Origin of the sequence: Hahella sp. NBU794 (genome assembly GCF_050749805.1) — a bacterium.
In the GTDB taxonomy this organism is placed as follows: Bacteria; Pseudomonadota; Gammaproteobacteria; order Pseudomonadales; family Oleiphilaceae; genus Hahella.
In genome coordinates, this window is the sequence record NZ_CP192738.1 from 1053326 (window position 1) to 1068522 (window position 15197).

At 55.3% G+C, this 15197-nt stretch carries 14 protein-coding genes; 10 read left to right on the forward strand and 4 right to left on the reverse strand.

Annotated features, from left to right (window positions below):
- The first annotated feature begins 136 nt into the window (after positions 1 to 136).
- Positions 137 to 1402, forward strand: coding sequence for an HDOD domain-containing protein (locus ACQYWX_RS04705; protein ID WP_431688044.1), 1266 nt, complete (start codon positions 137 to 139; stop codon positions 1400 to 1402).
- Here the strand turns inward: ACQYWX_RS04705 and ACQYWX_RS04710 are convergent.
- Positions 1399 to 2256 (reverse strand): potassium channel family protein, encoded by an 858-nt coding sequence (locus ACQYWX_RS04710; RefSeq protein ID WP_431688045.1) that lies wholly within the window; start codon positions 2254 to 2256, stop codon positions 1399 to 1401. The two genes, ACQYWX_RS04705 and ACQYWX_RS04710, sit on opposite strands and share 4 nt — an antisense overlap.
- 218 nt (positions 2257 to 2474) lie before the next feature.
- On the opposite strand from ACQYWX_RS04710, the gene ACQYWX_RS04715 reads away from it, so the two are divergent.
- Positions 2475 to 3056 carry an LON peptidase substrate-binding domain-containing protein gene (locus tag ACQYWX_RS04715; RefSeq protein ID WP_431688047.1) on the forward strand — a complete coding sequence of 194 codons (582 nt, stop codon included), beginning with the start codon at positions 2475 to 2477 and terminating at the stop codon, positions 3054 to 3056.
- 35 nt (positions 3057 to 3091) lie between these two features.
- Here the strand turns inward: ACQYWX_RS04715 and ACQYWX_RS04720 are convergent, their stop codons facing one another.
- From ACQYWX_RS04720 to ACQYWX_RS04730, 3 genes are all read right to left on the reverse strand, one after another.
- Positions 3092 to 4525, reverse strand: coding sequence for a bifunctional DedA family/phosphatase PAP2 family protein (locus ACQYWX_RS04720; RefSeq protein WP_431688048.1), 1434 nt, complete (start codon positions 4523 to 4525; stop codon positions 3092 to 3094).
- 222 nt (positions 4526 to 4747) lie between these two features.
- The gene (locus ACQYWX_RS04725) at positions 4748 to 5734 is read right to left on the reverse strand and encodes a GGDEF domain-containing protein (protein ID WP_216736768.1); all 987 of its coding nucleotides are present in this window, start codon (positions 5732 to 5734) and stop codon (positions 4748 to 4750) included.
- On the reverse strand, positions 5724 to 6728 hold the full coding sequence (locus tag ACQYWX_RS04730) for a GGDEF domain-containing protein (protein WP_216736769.1): 1005 nt from the start codon (positions 6726 to 6728) through the stop codon (positions 5724 to 5726). Before ACQYWX_RS04730 ends, ACQYWX_RS04725 begins: the two co-directional genes overlap by 11 nt.
- 122 nt (positions 6729 to 6850) lie before the next feature.
- Here ACQYWX_RS04730 and ACQYWX_RS04735 point away from each other — a divergent pair, with 122 nt between their 5' ends.
- The 8 genes from ACQYWX_RS04735 to ACQYWX_RS04770 all read left to right on the forward strand — a co-directional run bounded on the left by ACQYWX_RS04735 (position 6851) and on the right by ACQYWX_RS04770 (position 15147).
- The gene (locus tag ACQYWX_RS04735) at positions 6851 to 8107 is read left to right on the forward strand and encodes a glutamate-5-semialdehyde dehydrogenase (protein ID WP_216736770.1); all 1257 of its coding nucleotides are present in this window, start codon (positions 6851 to 6853) and stop codon (positions 8105 to 8107) included.
- A gap of 30 nt (positions 8108 to 8137) precedes the next feature.
- Positions 8138 to 8797, forward strand: a complete 660-nt coding sequence (nadD, locus tag ACQYWX_RS04740) for a nicotinate-nucleotide adenylyltransferase (RefSeq protein ID WP_431688049.1) — start codon at positions 8138 to 8140, stop codon at positions 8795 to 8797.
- A gap of 106 nt (positions 8798 to 8903) precedes the next feature.
- Positions 8904 to 9257, forward strand: coding sequence for a ribosome silencing factor (gene rsfS, locus ACQYWX_RS04745; RefSeq protein WP_011399554.1), 354 nt, complete (start codon positions 8904 to 8906; stop codon positions 9255 to 9257).
- Between the two features lie 40 nt (positions 9258 to 9297).
- Positions 9298 to 9768, forward strand: coding sequence for a 23S rRNA (pseudouridine(1915)-N(3))-methyltransferase RlmH (gene rlmH, locus ACQYWX_RS04750; RefSeq protein WP_431688050.1), 471 nt, complete (start codon positions 9298 to 9300; stop codon positions 9766 to 9768).
- A 290-nt stretch (positions 9769 to 10058) separates the two neighbouring features.
- Positions 10059 to 11924 (forward strand): penicillin-binding protein 2, encoded by a 1866-nt coding sequence (gene mrdA / locus ACQYWX_RS04755; protein WP_431688051.1) that lies wholly within the window; start codon positions 10059 to 10061, stop codon positions 11922 to 11924.
- 98 nt (positions 11925 to 12022) lie between these two features.
- A complete protein-coding gene (rodA, locus tag ACQYWX_RS04760; protein ID WP_431688052.1) occupies positions 12023 to 13174 on the forward strand; it encodes a rod shape-determining protein RodA in 1152 nt (383 codons plus the stop codon).
- 55 nt (positions 13175 to 13229) lie between these two features.
- Positions 13230 to 14285 carry a lytic murein transglycosylase B gene (gene mltB, locus ACQYWX_RS04765; RefSeq protein ID WP_216736775.1) on the forward strand — a complete coding sequence of 352 codons (1056 nt, stop codon included), beginning with the start codon at positions 13230 to 13232 and terminating at the stop codon, positions 14283 to 14285.
- Positions 14239 to 15147: a septal ring lytic transglycosylase RlpA family protein gene (locus tag ACQYWX_RS04770; RefSeq protein ID WP_431688053.1), complete on the forward strand. Its 909-nt coding sequence runs from the start codon at positions 14239 to 14241 to the stop codon at positions 15145 to 15147. Before mltB ends, ACQYWX_RS04770 begins: the two co-directional genes overlap by 47 nt.
- Positions 15148 to 15197: the final 50 nt, after the last annotated feature.

The following is a 15197-nucleotide window of genomic DNA, read 5'->3' on the forward strand; positions in this document are numbered from 1 at the left end:
CGAAAAGCACTCATCGGCTACAGGATAGCAAACTTGCCTGACCCCATAAATTCTTTTGCCGATACAGGTCGCCCCAACTTGGATATAGGTCTAGACTTGCTACTGTAGAGTGTGAGCCAACCGGAATGCGCCTCCCATGTCATCAGAATCCCTTGATCAGGCAAGCTCTGACTTGTCGCGACTGAAGCACTTTTCTTTACTGGCCAAGCTGTCTGACCCGCAGTTGGTGGTTTTGTCCTCCCGAGCGGATTATCGGCGCTACTCCAAAGGCGCCAAGATTCTCGACTTGGGAAGTCAGGACAGCTATGACTATTTTCTGCTGGAAGGCGAAGTCGCGTTGACGGCGGAAGATGGACGTACGGCGTTGATCGCTGCTGCGTCGCAGGCGGCGCGTCAACCCATCGCGCATTTGCAGCCTCGCCGCTATGAAGTCAAAGCGAAGTCGCCCTGTGTGATGCTGGTGGTGGACCAGCCGACCCTGACCCGCATGCTGAAGGACGCGCCTTTGGACTACCAGATTGGCGAAGGCGTGTCGCAGGTGGACCGCACGGAGCATCCCGCCTATTCGTTGATCACCTCGTTTTACCAGGATTTAAATGCGCATCGGCTGACCTTGCCCAGTTTGCCTGATATGGCGATGCGTATTCGTCATGTCACAGAGCAGCCCAACTTTCACCTCAACGATATCTCCAAAGTGATCGTGCGCGATCCTGTACTGACGGCGAAATTGATTCGCTCCGCCAACAGCCCCTTATATAGAGGCTTCAAGGAAATCGAGTGCTGTGAGGACGCGGTGGTGCGCCTGGGGTTGGACACCACGCGGCAACTGATCACGATCTTCACGTTGCGGGAAATCTTCCGCAGCAAGAACGCCATGCTGCAAAAACGCATGACCAAGCTCTGGCGACACTCCTCCGATGTGGGGGCGATCTCATTTGTGCTGGCGCGCATGACGCCGGGCATCAAGCCGGAGCAGGCGTTGCTGGCGGGCATTCTCCATGACATCGGCGTGGTGCCGGTGATCATGTATGCGGAAGAACATCCGGCGCTGCGGACTCACGAGGACATGCTGGAGAGCCTGATTATGGAGCTTCGGCAGGAAATCGGTTGCGCTTTGCTGGAGAGCTGGGAGTTTCCTGACGCCTTCGTAGCGGCGGCGCGCCATGCCGAAGACTACATGTACGATTCCGGCCAGGAGACGCCCACCTATGCGGATCTGGTGATTGTGGCGCAGATCCATTCATATATTGGCAAACCGGAGCATGGCGTCATACCGCCCTTGGATCAGGTTCCCGCCTTCCATAAATTGGCCCTGGGTGAATTATCGCCGCAGCGTAGCCTGCAGGTGCTGCAAATGGCGGAAGAAGAAATCAACAGCGTGCGGCGTCTGTTGACGGACTAAACGTCCGGCGTTTCTTGCGGGTCCGGATCTTCCGCCGCATCGGAACGACCATTGTTTTTGATGTTAACTTCCTCCGCTAACACGGTGATATGGCGCTCCATCCGCTCCATCTTCATTTCCAGATCGTTCAGCTTGTTCAGAATTTCCAGATCGCGGCGTACTTGATCTTTTTCGTCCTGAGAAACGAAGAAGGCGGAAAATCCCGCTGTCAGTAATGAAAACAACGCCATGCCGAGAAGAATCAAAAAGGAGGCGAACAGTCTGCCGATAGTGCTGGTCGGCACAATATCGCCATAGCCGACCGTCGTCACCGTCACCCAGGCCCACCAGACCCCGTCCCAGGGCGTTTCAATGGCCGGGTCCAGTCCTGCGATGATAAACCCCGCCATAACAATCACGATAAAGCCGATAAACAGCGTGTTGCCCAGATTGTGACGGGATAGAAGGCGTCGCGCGGTGCCGGAAATTTGCAGCAACAGACTGAACATAACCAGCAACCGCAGGGTGCGTAACGCGCCGGCCAGCGGCGAGAACCACCAAATCAGCGGGCAGCCGAACAGAATGATGATCAGGTTGACCCAATTGTTGCGCAGGTAATAGGTTTTTTTGTCCACCAGGGCGGTGAGCAGGAGCGTCTCCACGATAAAGAACAGCCAGATCAGCCAGTCTGTGATCAGCAGGGCGTCGCCGGATAACTCATCGTTGGCCTGTAAATACCACTCGATAATGATCCAGATCGCCAGCAGCATCATTGGCCACTCCAAAATCTGCCCCCAGAATCGGGCGCGTGAATTCTCTGTGGCGGATACGCCGGCCAGGCCGGTGACGATAGGGAGGCGATCGGATAAAGACATGTTGGGCTTGGTTTAACTCTGCTTGGTGCGTTGTTTTCATGATTATGAAACAAATATAGCTAGCGTGGCGATGCAAGTCAGGGCCTTTTGTTTCAGTAACTTGCCATTTCACATAGGCGGTCTAATATCTGAGATTAGGCCGCTTTGACGCGTAAGGAGCGACGCAAGGCGAACAGACAGGCGCTGTTCCCCGGCTTAACGGGGTGGATGCTGCGATAATGACGAAAGAGTTCCCTATATTTCCGCTGAATTCCGTGTTGTGCCCAAAGGGGCGATTGCCGCTGCAGATTTTCGAACAACGTTATCTGTCCATGATCAGCCGTTGTCTGAAGTCCCACGAAGGGTTTGTCATTGTGCTGATCAAAGACGGCAAGGAGGCGAGCGGAGACTGTACTTTCTTTGACGTTGGCTCCTACGCAAGGGTTGTCGATTTCCAGCAGCTGCCTAACGGCTTCTTGGGAATCACCGCGGAAGGCGAGTGCAAGGTGAGCATCTCCCACGCACATAGGCAAAGCGACGGACTGTATGTGGCGAAGGTCGAAGCGTTAGGTCTGGAGACGCCGACGGAAATCCCTGAACAATACTCCGAGCTGGCGGACCTTTTGGGAGACCTCCTGCGCCATCCAGTGATACAGGCGCTGGGCATGAGCGTGGACTTTCAAGACGCCCGTGATGTGGGGTGGCGCCTGGTGGAGCTGTTGCCGCTGGCGATGGAGGATAAACAGTATCTGTTGACCCTTGACGATCCCATCTATCGGCTTGAGCAGATTCGCTACCTTATTCATGCCCTGGCGGAGTAGCCCAGGGTATCTTTTGTCTCTGCTTTATTTATGCTTTATCTCTGCATTTGAATACTGACAGCTTCCGGCATGGTCCAGCCAAGATAGGCGCACGCCGCCAGGACAAATCCGAATAACAACCCATAACGCCAGCCGCCCCGCCACATGGGGGTTCTGTCGAAATGACTCTGCGCCACCCGGGCGAAACCACAGACCGTCAGCCCCAGTAAGGCGCCGCCGACAACATCCGAAAACCAATGCACGCCCAGGTACAGACGGCTGAACGCCACCAGCAAGGCGGCCATCGCGCCGGAAATATAGATCGGCCAGCGTCGTGGTGGACTGAACTCCCGCGCCAGCATTGATGTCGCTAATCCGTAGACCAGTACTGCGCCGCTGGTATGGCCGCTTGGGTAGGCGAAAGACGCCGGCGCCAGTAGCGCCTCCGGCCGCGCGATCTGCAGCCAGTGTTTCAGCCCGGTGGTGGCGGCGTGAGTGACCAAACCTGCGCCGACGCAACACAGCATCAGGCGCAGGTTTTTCTGCAACAGTAATAAGAGGCCGAAGAATCCAAAGGCGATATATAAAAATGTGGGGTCGCCCAGTAGCGTCATGCCTATGAAGAGATAATCCAGAATAGGAGTGTGCAGGCGCTGCATATTCTCTGCGACCCAGGCGTTCAAGTGCGACACCGCGTCAGTGTTCATCACCAGCAAAGTCCACAGTATGAAAAGCAACAACGCGCAGGAACCCAGTAAAAAGGAGCTGATGGGATATTCTTTGACGCCGTCGCGAAGGCTGTAACTATTGGCCCATAAACGGCCGACTCCTGGACGCTTGGCGCCGAAACGGAGCAGGGAGCGGTAAAGTTTACCGCTGGGGCGCAGTTGATAATGAAACTGAGTGAACAAGCTGGCCAGGCTCACCAGGATGAGAACGACGACTGTTAATACCGGGTAGAAATGTGGAGGCAGTGGCGCGCGCGTATCGATAGCGGCCCCGACCAGAAAACCGGGTACGACATAAAAGGGCGCCCAGGCCAGAGCGGACAGCAGATTAAAGGTGAAAAAGCGGCGCGCGCTCATATTGAGCATCCCCGCCACCAGGGGAATGACGGGGCGGACAGGGCCTATGAAGCGCCCGATAATGACGCTTTTGCCGCCATGGCGTTGAAAGAAGCTTTCCCCCTGAGTCAGCAGGTCAGGGTATTTCGACAAAGGCCACAGCCCGCGAACGCGGACATCCAGGTATTTGCCCAAATAGAAACTCAAGCCATCGCCAAGGACTGCGCCGAGGAAAGCCGCCATGATTGTCCATTGCAACGCGAGCGCGCCGCCGCCGCAAATCGCCGCCAGTCCAAACAGCAATACGACGCCAGGAATAATAATGCCGGCGATAGCCAGGGACTCCAGAAACGCCACCAGGAATACGGCGATGGCTAACCAGTCAGGATGTTGTTGCACCCAAATAAGAAGAGAGTTCGGAGACACAGTGTTTCCTTTGCGACTGAATCTATTGGCGCATCATCCTGTGTAAGACTTTTCAGGAAAGCGCCTTTCGGCGGGCTATTTTAAGCCGCAGACGGCCGTTTTTCTAACTTTCCGCCCTGAAAGACTGGTAATGTTTGGCTTCAATGCAAGCGTATCCTGCAGGCGAGAATAAAAGGCGGCGATTTAATTACCAAGCGGCGGCAGGAGCCTGAGCGGCCCCTGTTATTTGGACTTGCTCAGCACCACGCGGTTATGGCCGGACTGCTGGGCCTGTTTCAAAGCGGTCAGCGCACGGTCCGTAAGCGCCTGATCATCCGTTTCTCCGGATTTACGCGTCAGGCAGCCTACGCTGACAGTGAGACTGTCGATGATTGGCCAGGTGCGCTCCTCCACGCTGCGGCGTAAACGCTCCGCAATCACCAGCAGCCCTTCTTCCGGCGTCATCGGCAGCATGATAAAAAAGCGGCCGTTATCGACGTAATAGATGCTGTCGCCAGCCCGGGTCATTTGCAGAAGCTGGGCGCCGAACTGAGAAAGCAGCTCGTTAATGAAATTCTGTCCTTGCACTTCCCGTTGCTGATCAAAAAAGTCGACCTCCAACACCACCAGAGACAAAGGGTGGGAGGTGGCTTCCGAGCGGGAAATTTCCTGTTTGAGCGAAAACTCCAAGTGCTTTTGGTTATAGGCGCCGGTGAGCGGGTCCTTGATGGAGGCATGCACCAGAAAGCGGGATTTATGGTGATACAAATAGGCGTAAACGCCGGCCAAGCCGACTAACAGGGCATAACTGGTGGCGAAACGCAGCGTGCTGTAAAAAGAGTCGCTGTAGGATAGAGCGACGCTGCTGATAAGCAGGGTGACAATGTTGAAGGTGAAGGCGGGGCGCAAGGGGAGAAGCAGAAAGCTGAACAGTCCGATGCCATAAAGCCAATGCACGATCGCTTTTTGGCCGCCGCTTAACTGCAGCGCGACCACTACAAGCATGACCGTCAACACTGCGAGATGGCCGCCGTAGGCGTTCAGGTCGCTGCGTCGCGCCCAGGCGTAAATAGCGCCGAACAGCATTGCCGGCGCCAGCAGAATGCTCATGTAAAACAGGTCGTATAAGCCGTAGCGCACATTTTGCACGGACATGAACAGCAGCAGGAATAACGTCGCCAGATATAAGGCGATACGCGTACGGGTGCGTAGATAGGACTCAGCCAGCAAGTGTCGCCCCTCCTTCGGATTCCATTTCCAGGAATTCAGTCTGTTGATTCGCGCCTTTGTTACGGGCGAATGTGAGCGCGCGGCGGGCGTTGGCGATCAGGGTTTCCGGAGTATCGCCCACATTCAGCGTCGCCAGCCCCAGGCTAACGGTGACCGTGATCTCGCGCGTGCTCAGCGCCTGCTTGGCTTTCACTCTCAGTTGTGACGCCTTCTTCGCCGCCTCTCTGGAATTGCAGTGAGGCAGCAGAATAATGAAGTCCACGTTTTCATAGCGGTAATAGCTGTCGAACAGACGTAGATTCTCGTGCAACATGCGCCCCAGCCTGTGCAGGATGTGGTCTTTATCGTCTGCGGAAGCGTGTTCCAGGGAGTTGCTGTCGATGCTCAACGCGAGAATGGACAAGTCGGTGCCCTCCCGCTCGCTGCGCTGGATTTCCTTGTCGAGATCCTGAGTCAGATATTCGCGAGTGGAGGCGAGGGTAAGGTTATCGGTACGGCGTAGTGGTTTGAGCTGCTGCTCTTTGATCTCACGCAGATACACAAAAGCCAGAGACATCGCCAGGCTTAATAGATAGATGAAGAAGATCTGCACTTTTTCCGGCCCTTGATAATAGCCGATAAGCGCGAGCGCCAGCGCGATGGAGTAAGCGGAAGTGACGATGGTCGCCACTTGAATCCGATAAATCAGAAAGGCGATCAACGGCACGATGTAGCACCATTGTTCGGCGGTGCCCGGGTAGCGCACCATAGCCGCCAGGGTGATGAGCACCAGAAATACCACTATCACATGGGACAACCATAACGGAGCTGGCTGCTCTCCATGGCGTTGATTGAGCTTGCCGTTGGCCAGCAGCAGGCCAGCGAATACGCCGGAGACGCCAGCCATCAACCACTCTGCGAAAAGTGCGGCGCCCAGCGCCAGAAGTGCGGCGACTACCGCCGCGAGAGAATAAGCTTTACTGCGCAGTTGGTTGTTCAGCTCAACGGGCGTCATGTTGTTTTATATTATGCATCGAGGATTTGAGTATAAGTTGTCAGTATTATTCAGCATTTGCTGATGTATAATAGCCAGTTTACATCATGTTTCGGAAATACCAAGCAGAGGTCTTAGACTGCATGGATATAAATGCCTACATGCACGAAGTGGGGAGCGAAGCCCGCTCGGCGTCCCGTTTGATTGCTAAAGCAGACACCGGCGTCAAGAACAAAGCGTTGATCGCTACTGCGGAAGCTATCGACGCCGCGCGAGAAGAACTGATGGCCGCTAACGGCAAGGATCTGGAATCCGGTCGGGCGAATGGCCTGGATGCAGCATTGCTGGATCGTCTGGAGCTGACGCCAGCCCGTATCGACGCCATGATCGAAGGTTTGCATCAGGTTGCTGCGCTGCCGGACCCGGTAGGCGAAATCACTGGCCTTAACTATCGCCCGAGCGGAATTCAGGTTGGCAAAATGCGCGTGCCGTTGGGCGTAGTGGGCATCATCTATGAGTCTCGCCCCAATGTGACCGTTGAAGCGGCCAGCCTGTGCTTGAAATCAGGCAACGCCACTATTCTGCGTGGGGGCTCCGAAGCTATTCATTCCAATCAGGCGATCGCCGCTTGTATCGAGAAAGGTCTGAAAGCCGCAGGCTTGCCGGCGTCGGTGGTGCAGGTGATCAAGACGACGGATCGGGCCGCTGTGGGCGAACTGATTACCATGCCAGACTATGTCGACGTTATCGTACCTCGTGGCGGCAAGGGATTGATCGAACGCATCAGTCGCGAAGCGCGGGTGCCCGTCATCAAGCATCTGGATGGCGTCTGCCATGTTTTTATTGACCGCGATGCGGATCTGAATAAAGCCCTGACTATTGCGGTTAACTCGAAAACCCAGCGTTATGGCACGTGTAATACCATGGAGACGCTATTGGTGGACGCGCCTGTCGCCGCAACCATTTTGCCGCAGTTGGCGCAAGCCTACGCCGAGAAAGGCGTTGAGTTGCGTGGCTGCGAGCGGACCCGGGAAATCCTGCCACAAGCGTTGAGCGCGGTAGAGGCGGACTGGTCTGAGGAATATCTGGCGCCGATACTGGCCATCAAAGTAGTGGAAGATCTGGACGACGCGATTGCTCATATCAATCACTATGGCTCGCAACATACTGATGCGATTGTGACGGAGAGCTACAGCAAAGGCCGTCGTTTTCTGACGGAGGTGGATTCCAGCTCCGTGATGATCAACGCTTCCACGCGATTCGCAGACGGTTTCGAGTATGGCCTGGGTGCGGAAATCGGCATTTCCACCGATAAAATTCACGCGCGCGGTCCCGTCGGTTTGGAAGGACTGACCTCACAAAAATACGTGGTGCTCGGGGATGGCCATATTCGGCAGTAACGGGCGCGAGGAAAGACTTCCTACCTGATCATGCAGGAACATTCTCCCATAGTGCTGCTTGGCGGCACTTTTGACCCTATACACTTCGGTCACTTGCGTACGGCGCTGGAATTACAGCAGCACTTCGGCGAGATGGCGGAAGTGCGCCTGATTCCCTGTGGCGACCCTCGTCATCGCGCCGCGCCCAAGGCCTCTGGCGAGCATCGTCTGGCGATGCTGCGACTGGCGTTAGAAGGTGAGCCAGGCCTGCGCATTGACGAAGTTGAGGTGCGCAGAACCGGCGCCAGCTATACGGTGGATACGCTGTTGGAGCTGCGTCAGGAGGTCGGTAATCAGCGGCCATTGATATTCGTTATGGGGACAGACGCCTTTGAGTCGCTGCCAAAATGGCGAAGATGGCTGGAAATTATTCAATTAGCCCATATAATGGTGGTTAACAGACCGGGTTGGTCATTTTGTGAGCAAGGTGAGTTGGGAGATTTTTTGCGTCAGCACTCCGCAGAGAGCAATAACGACCTGATACGCCAGCCTGCCGGAAAGGTTGGATTCATTACGCTTACCCAAATGGGAATTTCCAGTTCCAAGGTGCGTGAGCTAATCGGCTTGCGCCTATCCCCCCGTTTCTTACTACCGGATTCGGTGTGGCGATATATTCGCCAGCATCGTCTATATGGCGCTGTGAATGCCTAGGGCGCTTTTCCTTAATTATTGCAACGCGACAGTTATTGGAAACCGCTTGCGGGCGGCGGGCGCCGCATTATTTAAATATTCTTTAACCCCCCCTCTATGAGGCGTTATGGAGACTGAAAATCTGAAAGAGATAGTCATTAAGGCACTGGAAGATATCAAAGCAAAAGATATCTCAGTGCTGGATGTAAAAGACCGCACTAGCGTAACGGACTACATGGTCATCGCCAGCGGAACCTCGAATCGTCACGTTAAATCCATCGCGGATAACGTCATTGCTGAAGTCAAAGCCAACGGCGGCCGTCCGCTGGGCTCTGAAGGCGGCGCGGCGTCTGATTGGATCCTCGTGGATCTGGGCGATATCGTGGTCCATGTCATGCTGCCGTCGTCCCGGGAGTTTTATGATCTGGAGCGCTTCTGGCGCGATTCGCCAGTGGCGGAATCCATGTCGCATCACGTGTAATTCCGGCGATAAAGTATTTATTGACGATTAAAGAATTACAGTGCGGATAAAGCTAATCGCAGTGGGCGGTAAAATGCCTGGCTGGGTTGAGCAGGGTTATAACGAGTACGTTAAACGTATGCCTCGTGACATGCCCTTGCAGCTCATTGAAATCCCCATGCCCAGGCGTCAAAAGAACGCGGACCCGCAAAAGCTCAAGATCCAGGAAGGAGAGAGCATTTTGCATTCGCTGGGCTCCAGCGATCATGTCGTCGCATTGGAAGTCGAAGGCAAGCCCTGGTCCACCCCTCAATTGTCGCAACAAATGGAGCGCTGGCGTATGTCCGGGCAGGATGTCGTTTTGCTGGTGGGGGGGCCGGACGGGTTGAGCGATGCGTGCCGAGCGAGAGCGAATCAGCAATGGTCGCTGTCGCCGCTGACGCTGCCGCATCCGTTGGTTCGAGTGCTGCTCGCAGAGCAACTTTATCGAGCCTGGACCATATTGCAAGGACATCCTTACCACCGGGAGTAATCGCTATACTGGCGTCTAGCCTGATCGAGGGTGACAGCGGGCGGGTCGTATTGACGGCCCCGACCCTTGAGCTTGATTCTGGACTGAAGACTGAGCTGAGTCGCCTTTCAATTATGGGAAGCTTAGGAAAAGGGAAAATAAAAGGTAAGTATGGGAAAAATGGAAAGATAGTAAGTACCGTCCTCGGATAGATAGGACTAAGATAATAGCGCCTGCGTCCGCGATCAGAATAATATCTACCGGCGGAGCCTGACATAACCAGCAACTGACGGTATTGACCACATAGAACCATGGCTTCTCGAGAGCTAAAAGACCACTTCCGCGAGCAACGTATTTTTTTCCATCGGGCCATTTGGGCTGCTCTGGGAGTGATCGCCCTGAGTATCGCGCTGTTCGCCCGCTATTACTACCTGCAAATCAGTCAACACGAAGTCTATAAGACCCTCTCCGACCGTAACCGCATGCAATTGCAGTCCATCACGCCCACTCGTGGCCTGATCTATGATCGCAACGGCGTTTTGCTGGCGGATAACCAGCCCACATTTTCCCTCACGTTGGTGAAAGAGCGGACCAAAGATGTGGACGCCACCATCGCGGAACTGCAGGACATTCTTGAGATTACGGACGACGATGTGGAGTCGTTCCGAAAACGCATGGGGCAGCGCAGACGGCCTTATGAGTCAGTGACGCTGAAATCGCGTTTGACTGAGGAGGAAATTGCTCGCATCGCCGTGAACCGACACCTCCTCGCGGGCGTTGAAGTCGAGGCGGAGTTGATCCGCTATTATCCGTTGGGCGACACCCTGGCCCATGTGCTGGGATATGTCGGTCGCATCAGTGAGCGGGAACTGAAACAGGTTGATCCCGCCAATTACAGCGGCACCCAGTATTACGGCAAGCTTGGAGTGGAGCGCCATTATGAGAGCCTGCTGCATGGCTCTGTTGGCTATCAGACGGTAGAGACTGACGCGCGAGGGCGCGTGCTGAGAGTCCTGGACCGTGTTGCGCCAACCCCGGGCGCGGATATTTCAATTTATCTGGATGTCAATTTACAGCGCGCCGCCATTGAAGCACTGGATGGTCGACGGGGCGCGGTCGTGGCGATAGAGCCTTCCACCGGCGGGATTCTCGCGCTGGTCAGTACGCCCAGTTTTGATCCCAACCTGTTTGTTACCGGCATCGACTCCGCGACCTACAAAGCGCTGCAGGACTCGCCGGACATTCCTCTTTTTAACCGCGCGCTGCGTGGCCAGTATCCGCCTGGCTCCACCATCAAGCCATTTCTTGGTTTGGCGGGACTGGATACGGAAACCATCAACGTCAATTCCCGGGTATGGGACCCAGGCTGGTATCAACTTAAAAACGATGACCGCAAGTATCGCGACTGGAAGCGCTCCGGTCATGGTTGGGTGGACCTCAACGCGTCCATTGAGCAGTCTTGCGACGTTTTCTTCTATGACATGGCCTTCAAAATGGGGGTCGATAATATGTATGCCTACATGGCGCAGTTCGGTTTCGGCGAGCAGATGGTTTACGACATCGACGAAGCTCAGGATGGCATCTTGCCCTCGCGGGAGTGGAAGCGTGCGGCGCGGCGGCTTCCCTGGTTTCCTGGCGATTCGTTGAATATGGGAATTGGCCAGGGCTTTATGCTTTCCACGCCCATGCAGCTGGCCACGGCGACGGCGGTTCTGGCTAATCGAGGCAAGTGGGTGCGTCCCCGTTTGATCAAGACCATCAATGAAAGTGAAGTGGCGGATATTGAGTCGCCTCCTGACGTTACGCTCAAGCAGGAGTGGTATTGGAACTATGTGATCAAGGCGATGGAAGGCGTCATGCATGGGCGTCATGGCACAGCCCGTTCCAGCGGTAAGGACTCCTCCTACAAAATGGCGGGGAAAACCGGGACGGCGCAGGTGATCGGCATCAAACAGAACGCCGTGTACGACGCGGAAGCCATCGCTGAACGCCATCGCGACCATGCGCTTTTCGTTGGGTTTGCGCCAGTGGACAACCCCAAAATTGCGGTGGCGGTATTGGTCGAAAATGGCGGCGGCGGTAGCGGCGCCGCTGCGCCTGTGGCGCGCAAGATGTTTGACGCTTACCTGGTTGGGCCCAAGCTGGAGCCGGGGCAGATGCAGGCGGCTTCGCCCTGAACTAGATTTGTATTGATGCGCGGGCGGGTCCCGTTGCGACTATTACTATAAACATTCATCCCGGCTAAAGTCGGGTGACGCAGATCGATACTTGGGATATGAAAAGCAGCGATTTCGTAAGGCAGTTACCCGGCGGTGAGGCGCATTTCAGTCGACCTCGCACGCTTGCCAGCATTCTTCACATTGACGTTCCGCTATTCACTTTGCTGCTGACGCTCGTGCTTGGCGGTTTGTTCGTGCTGTATAGCGGCAGTGAAAAAAGCATGTCTGATGTGGCCAGGCAAGGCATTCACTTTGCTGTCGCCTCTTCTTTGATGCTGATTCTGGCTCGATTTGATCCACAAGTATTTCGCCGCTGGGCTCCTTGGGTATTTTTTCTTGGACTGGCCGGTTTGGTGGCGGTATTGGTGTTCGGCAGCGACGCCAAAGGCGCGCAGCGCTGGCTGAAAATTCCTGGCGTCAACGTACGGGTGCAGCCATCGGAATTTATGAAGCTGGCGGTGCCGATGATGGTGGCCTGGTACCTCTCGGATCGTATTTTACCCCCATCTTTCAAACATATTATCGGGGCGCTGATCATCATTTTTGTCCCCGCCGCCCTGATCGCCAAGCAGCCTGATCTGGGAACGGCGATCCTGATCGCCGCGTCAGGAGTTTTCGTGCTGTTATTCGCAGGACTTGGACTGCGTTGGATTCTCGGCTGTCTGGCGGGCGTTGCGGCGCTGGCGCCGGCGATGTGGTTTTTCGTTATGCATGATTACCAAAAGCAGCGGGTGCTGACATTCCTTGATCCCGAGTCGGACCCTTTACGCACAGGCTGGAATATCATTCAGTCCAAAACGGCGATTGGCTCCGGCGGCTTTGGCGGTAAAGGCTGGCTGGAAGGCACTCAGTCCCATCTGGACTTCCTGCCGGAGAGCCACACGGACTTTATTATCGCCGTACTGGCGGAGGAGTTCGGCTATATCGGCGTGGCCTGTATTCTTACGCTGTATATGATGATTATCGGTCGCGGGCTGTATATCGCGGCTAACGGTCAGGATACGTTTTCCCGTCTGCTGGCGGGATCGCTGATCATGACGTTCTTCGTTTATGTTTTCGTCAATATGGGCATGGTGAGCGGCATACTTCCGGTCGTTGGCGTGCCCTTGCCATTGGTCAGTTACGGCGGTACGTCCGTGCTTACCCTGATGGCGTCGTTCGGCATACTGATGTCGATTCATACTCATAAGAAAATGCTGTCCAGATAAACTCACGAGGCAGTCCTGCTGTAAGGTGGGGCCTCCTCCGAGACGAAGGGGATCTATGCAATCCTGGAACATTCCTCAAAGAATAAAAAAGTCCGCGCTGGCGATGCTTGTACTCAGCGCGTTGAGCGCAGGCGTGGCGAATGCGGCGGAAGAAAACGTCGCCTACAAGACTCACCCGGAAGCCAAAAAATTTATCGCCACCATGGCGACCAAGCATGGCTTTGATAAGGCGCAGCTGCAGCAGATTTTCTCGGGCGCTGAGAAAAAACAGGACATTATCGACGCGATGAAGCGGCCGGCGGAGAAAGTGCTGGAATGGAAGGACTATCGCCGGATATTTCTCACCGACCAGCGCGTTGCCGGCGGTAAGGAGTTTATGAAGGAGAACAAGGACGCGTTGCTTCGGGCTGAAGCGCAATATGGCGTCCCGGCGCAGGTCATCACGGCGATTATTGGCGTGGAAACTCTGTACGGTCGCCATAAGGGGCGCTACCGGGTTATTGACGCCTTATCTACGCTGGCGTTTGATTACCCGCCGCGTAGCAAGTTTTTCCGCAGCGAACTGGAGCAATACCTGTTGCTTGGTCGAGAGCAGGGCTTTGATGTCATGAGCCTGACCGGCTCTTATGCGGGCGCAATGGGGTATGGGCAGTTCATACCTAGCAGTTACCGCAGCTATGCCGTTGATTTTAATGACGATAAGATTGCTGATATTCTGACTGACAAAACGGATGCGATTGGCAGCGTGGCCAATTACCTGGCGCGACATGGCTGGCGTCAGGGCGAGGGCGTGGCGATGCAGGTCGAGATGCAAAAAGCGCCGCCTGCCTCGTTATTGCCGAAGAAACAGAAGCCGGCGCAAAGCGTCGGTAAATTGAAAAAGGCGGGTGTGCCCGTCCCTGAGTCATTGGATGATAAAACTCGCGCCAGACTGATGGCGTTGGAGGCGGAATCCGGCAAGGAATATTGGCTGGGACTACAGAATTTTTATGTGATAACCCGCTATAACCACAGCGATTTATACGCCATGGCGGTGTTCCAACTCAGTGAGGCGATAAGAAACGATGATTCGAGCAATACGGACGGGCCAGCGGACGCGACTGGGGCTTAACGCCCTGACGTTGCTGATGGTCCTGTTGGCGGCGGGGTGCTCCACGACGCCTTCCTCCCGCTATCATATTCAGAACGATCGGGGACCGGACGGCGATGTGGACCTGAGCCACCTGAAAGAGCCGACTCCCCGCAAAGAGCCGCGTAGCCGTGGCGGTAACAAAAGCCCTTATTCTGTTTGGGGTAAAACCTACTACGTGATGAACACCAGCGACGGCTATGTGGAAGAAGGCGTGGCTTCCTGGTATGGAACCAAGTTTCACGGCTATAAGACGTCTAACGGCGAAACATACAACATGTATGACTACACCGCCGCCCATAAAAGCCTGCCTTTGCCTACTTATGTGCGGGTGACCAATCTGGAGAATGGCCGCAGCGTGATCGTGCGGGTGAATGATCGCGGCCCGTTCCACGGCGGCAGATTGATTGATTTATCCTACGCGGCGGCGAAAAAGTTGGGTTATGACAAGAAGGGCACCGCCCGCGTAAGAGTGGAAGTGGTGACGGAAGCCACGACGCCCGCCCAGGTGGCGCACGCGGCGACTTCCAAGCCCGTTGTGACGTCGGCTCCGACACCAACACCAACACCAACACCAACACCTTCGGGTGCTGCGCAAGGATATTTTTTACAGGTTGGAGCGTTCAGCACGGAACTGGGGGCGATTAAAGTGCGCAACCACATCAGCTCACTGCTGGATGCGCCAGTCTTCGTCAGCAAACCGGAAACAGATTCGATCTACCGGGTGAGAGTTGGGCCTTTCGTGAAAGAGGAAGAAGCCGCTCGTTTTCTGGACATTCTGCAGCGCGCAGCCTATCCGGAAACCATGCTGATCAAGCGGGCGCTGAACAATCCCAGCATTTGAACGCCGGGTTACGGGTTACTGCAAGTTAATGCGACAGAGTTTCAGTTCGG

Excerpts from the sequence above, each read along its gene's own strand:
- mltB (WP_216736775.1), top strand. The coding sequence starts at position 13,230 with ATGCAATCCTGGAACATTCCTCAAAGAATAAAAAAGTCCGCGCTGGCG.
- nadD (WP_431688049.1), top strand. The coding sequence starts at position 8,138 with ATGCAGGAACATTCTCCCATAGTGCTGCTTGGCGGCACTTTTGACCCT.
- rsfS (WP_011399554.1), top strand. The coding sequence starts at position 8,904 with ATGGAGACTGAAAATCTGAAAGAGATAGTCATTAAGGCACTGGAAGAT.
- mrdA (WP_431688051.1), top strand. The coding sequence starts at position 10,059 with ATGGCTTCTCGAGAGCTAAAAGACCACTTCCGCGAGCAACGTATTTTT.
- ACQYWX_RS04770 (WP_431688053.1), top strand. The coding sequence starts at position 14,239 with ATGATTCGAGCAATACGGACGGGCCAGCGGACGCGACTGGGGCTTAAC.
- ACQYWX_RS04730 (WP_216736769.1), bottom strand. The coding sequence starts at position 6,728 with ATGACGCCCGTTGAGCTGAACAACCAACTGCGCAGTAAAGCTTATTCT.
- ACQYWX_RS04735 (WP_216736770.1), top strand. The coding sequence starts at position 6,851 with ATGGATATAAATGCCTACATGCACGAAGTGGGGAGCGAAGCCCGCTCG.
- rodA (WP_431688052.1), top strand. The coding sequence starts at position 12,023 with ATGAAAAGCAGCGATTTCGTAAGGCAGTTACCCGGCGGTGAGGCGCAT.
- ACQYWX_RS04715 (WP_431688047.1), top strand. The coding sequence starts at position 2,475 with ATGACGAAAGAGTTCCCTATATTTCCGCTGAATTCCGTGTTGTGCCCA.
- ACQYWX_RS04710 (WP_431688045.1), bottom strand. The coding sequence starts at position 2,256 with ATGTCTTTATCCGATCGCCTCCCTATCGTCACCGGCCTGGCCGGCGTA.
- ACQYWX_RS04705 (WP_431688044.1), top strand. The coding sequence starts at position 137 with ATGTCATCAGAATCCCTTGATCAGGCAAGCTCTGACTTGTCGCGACTG.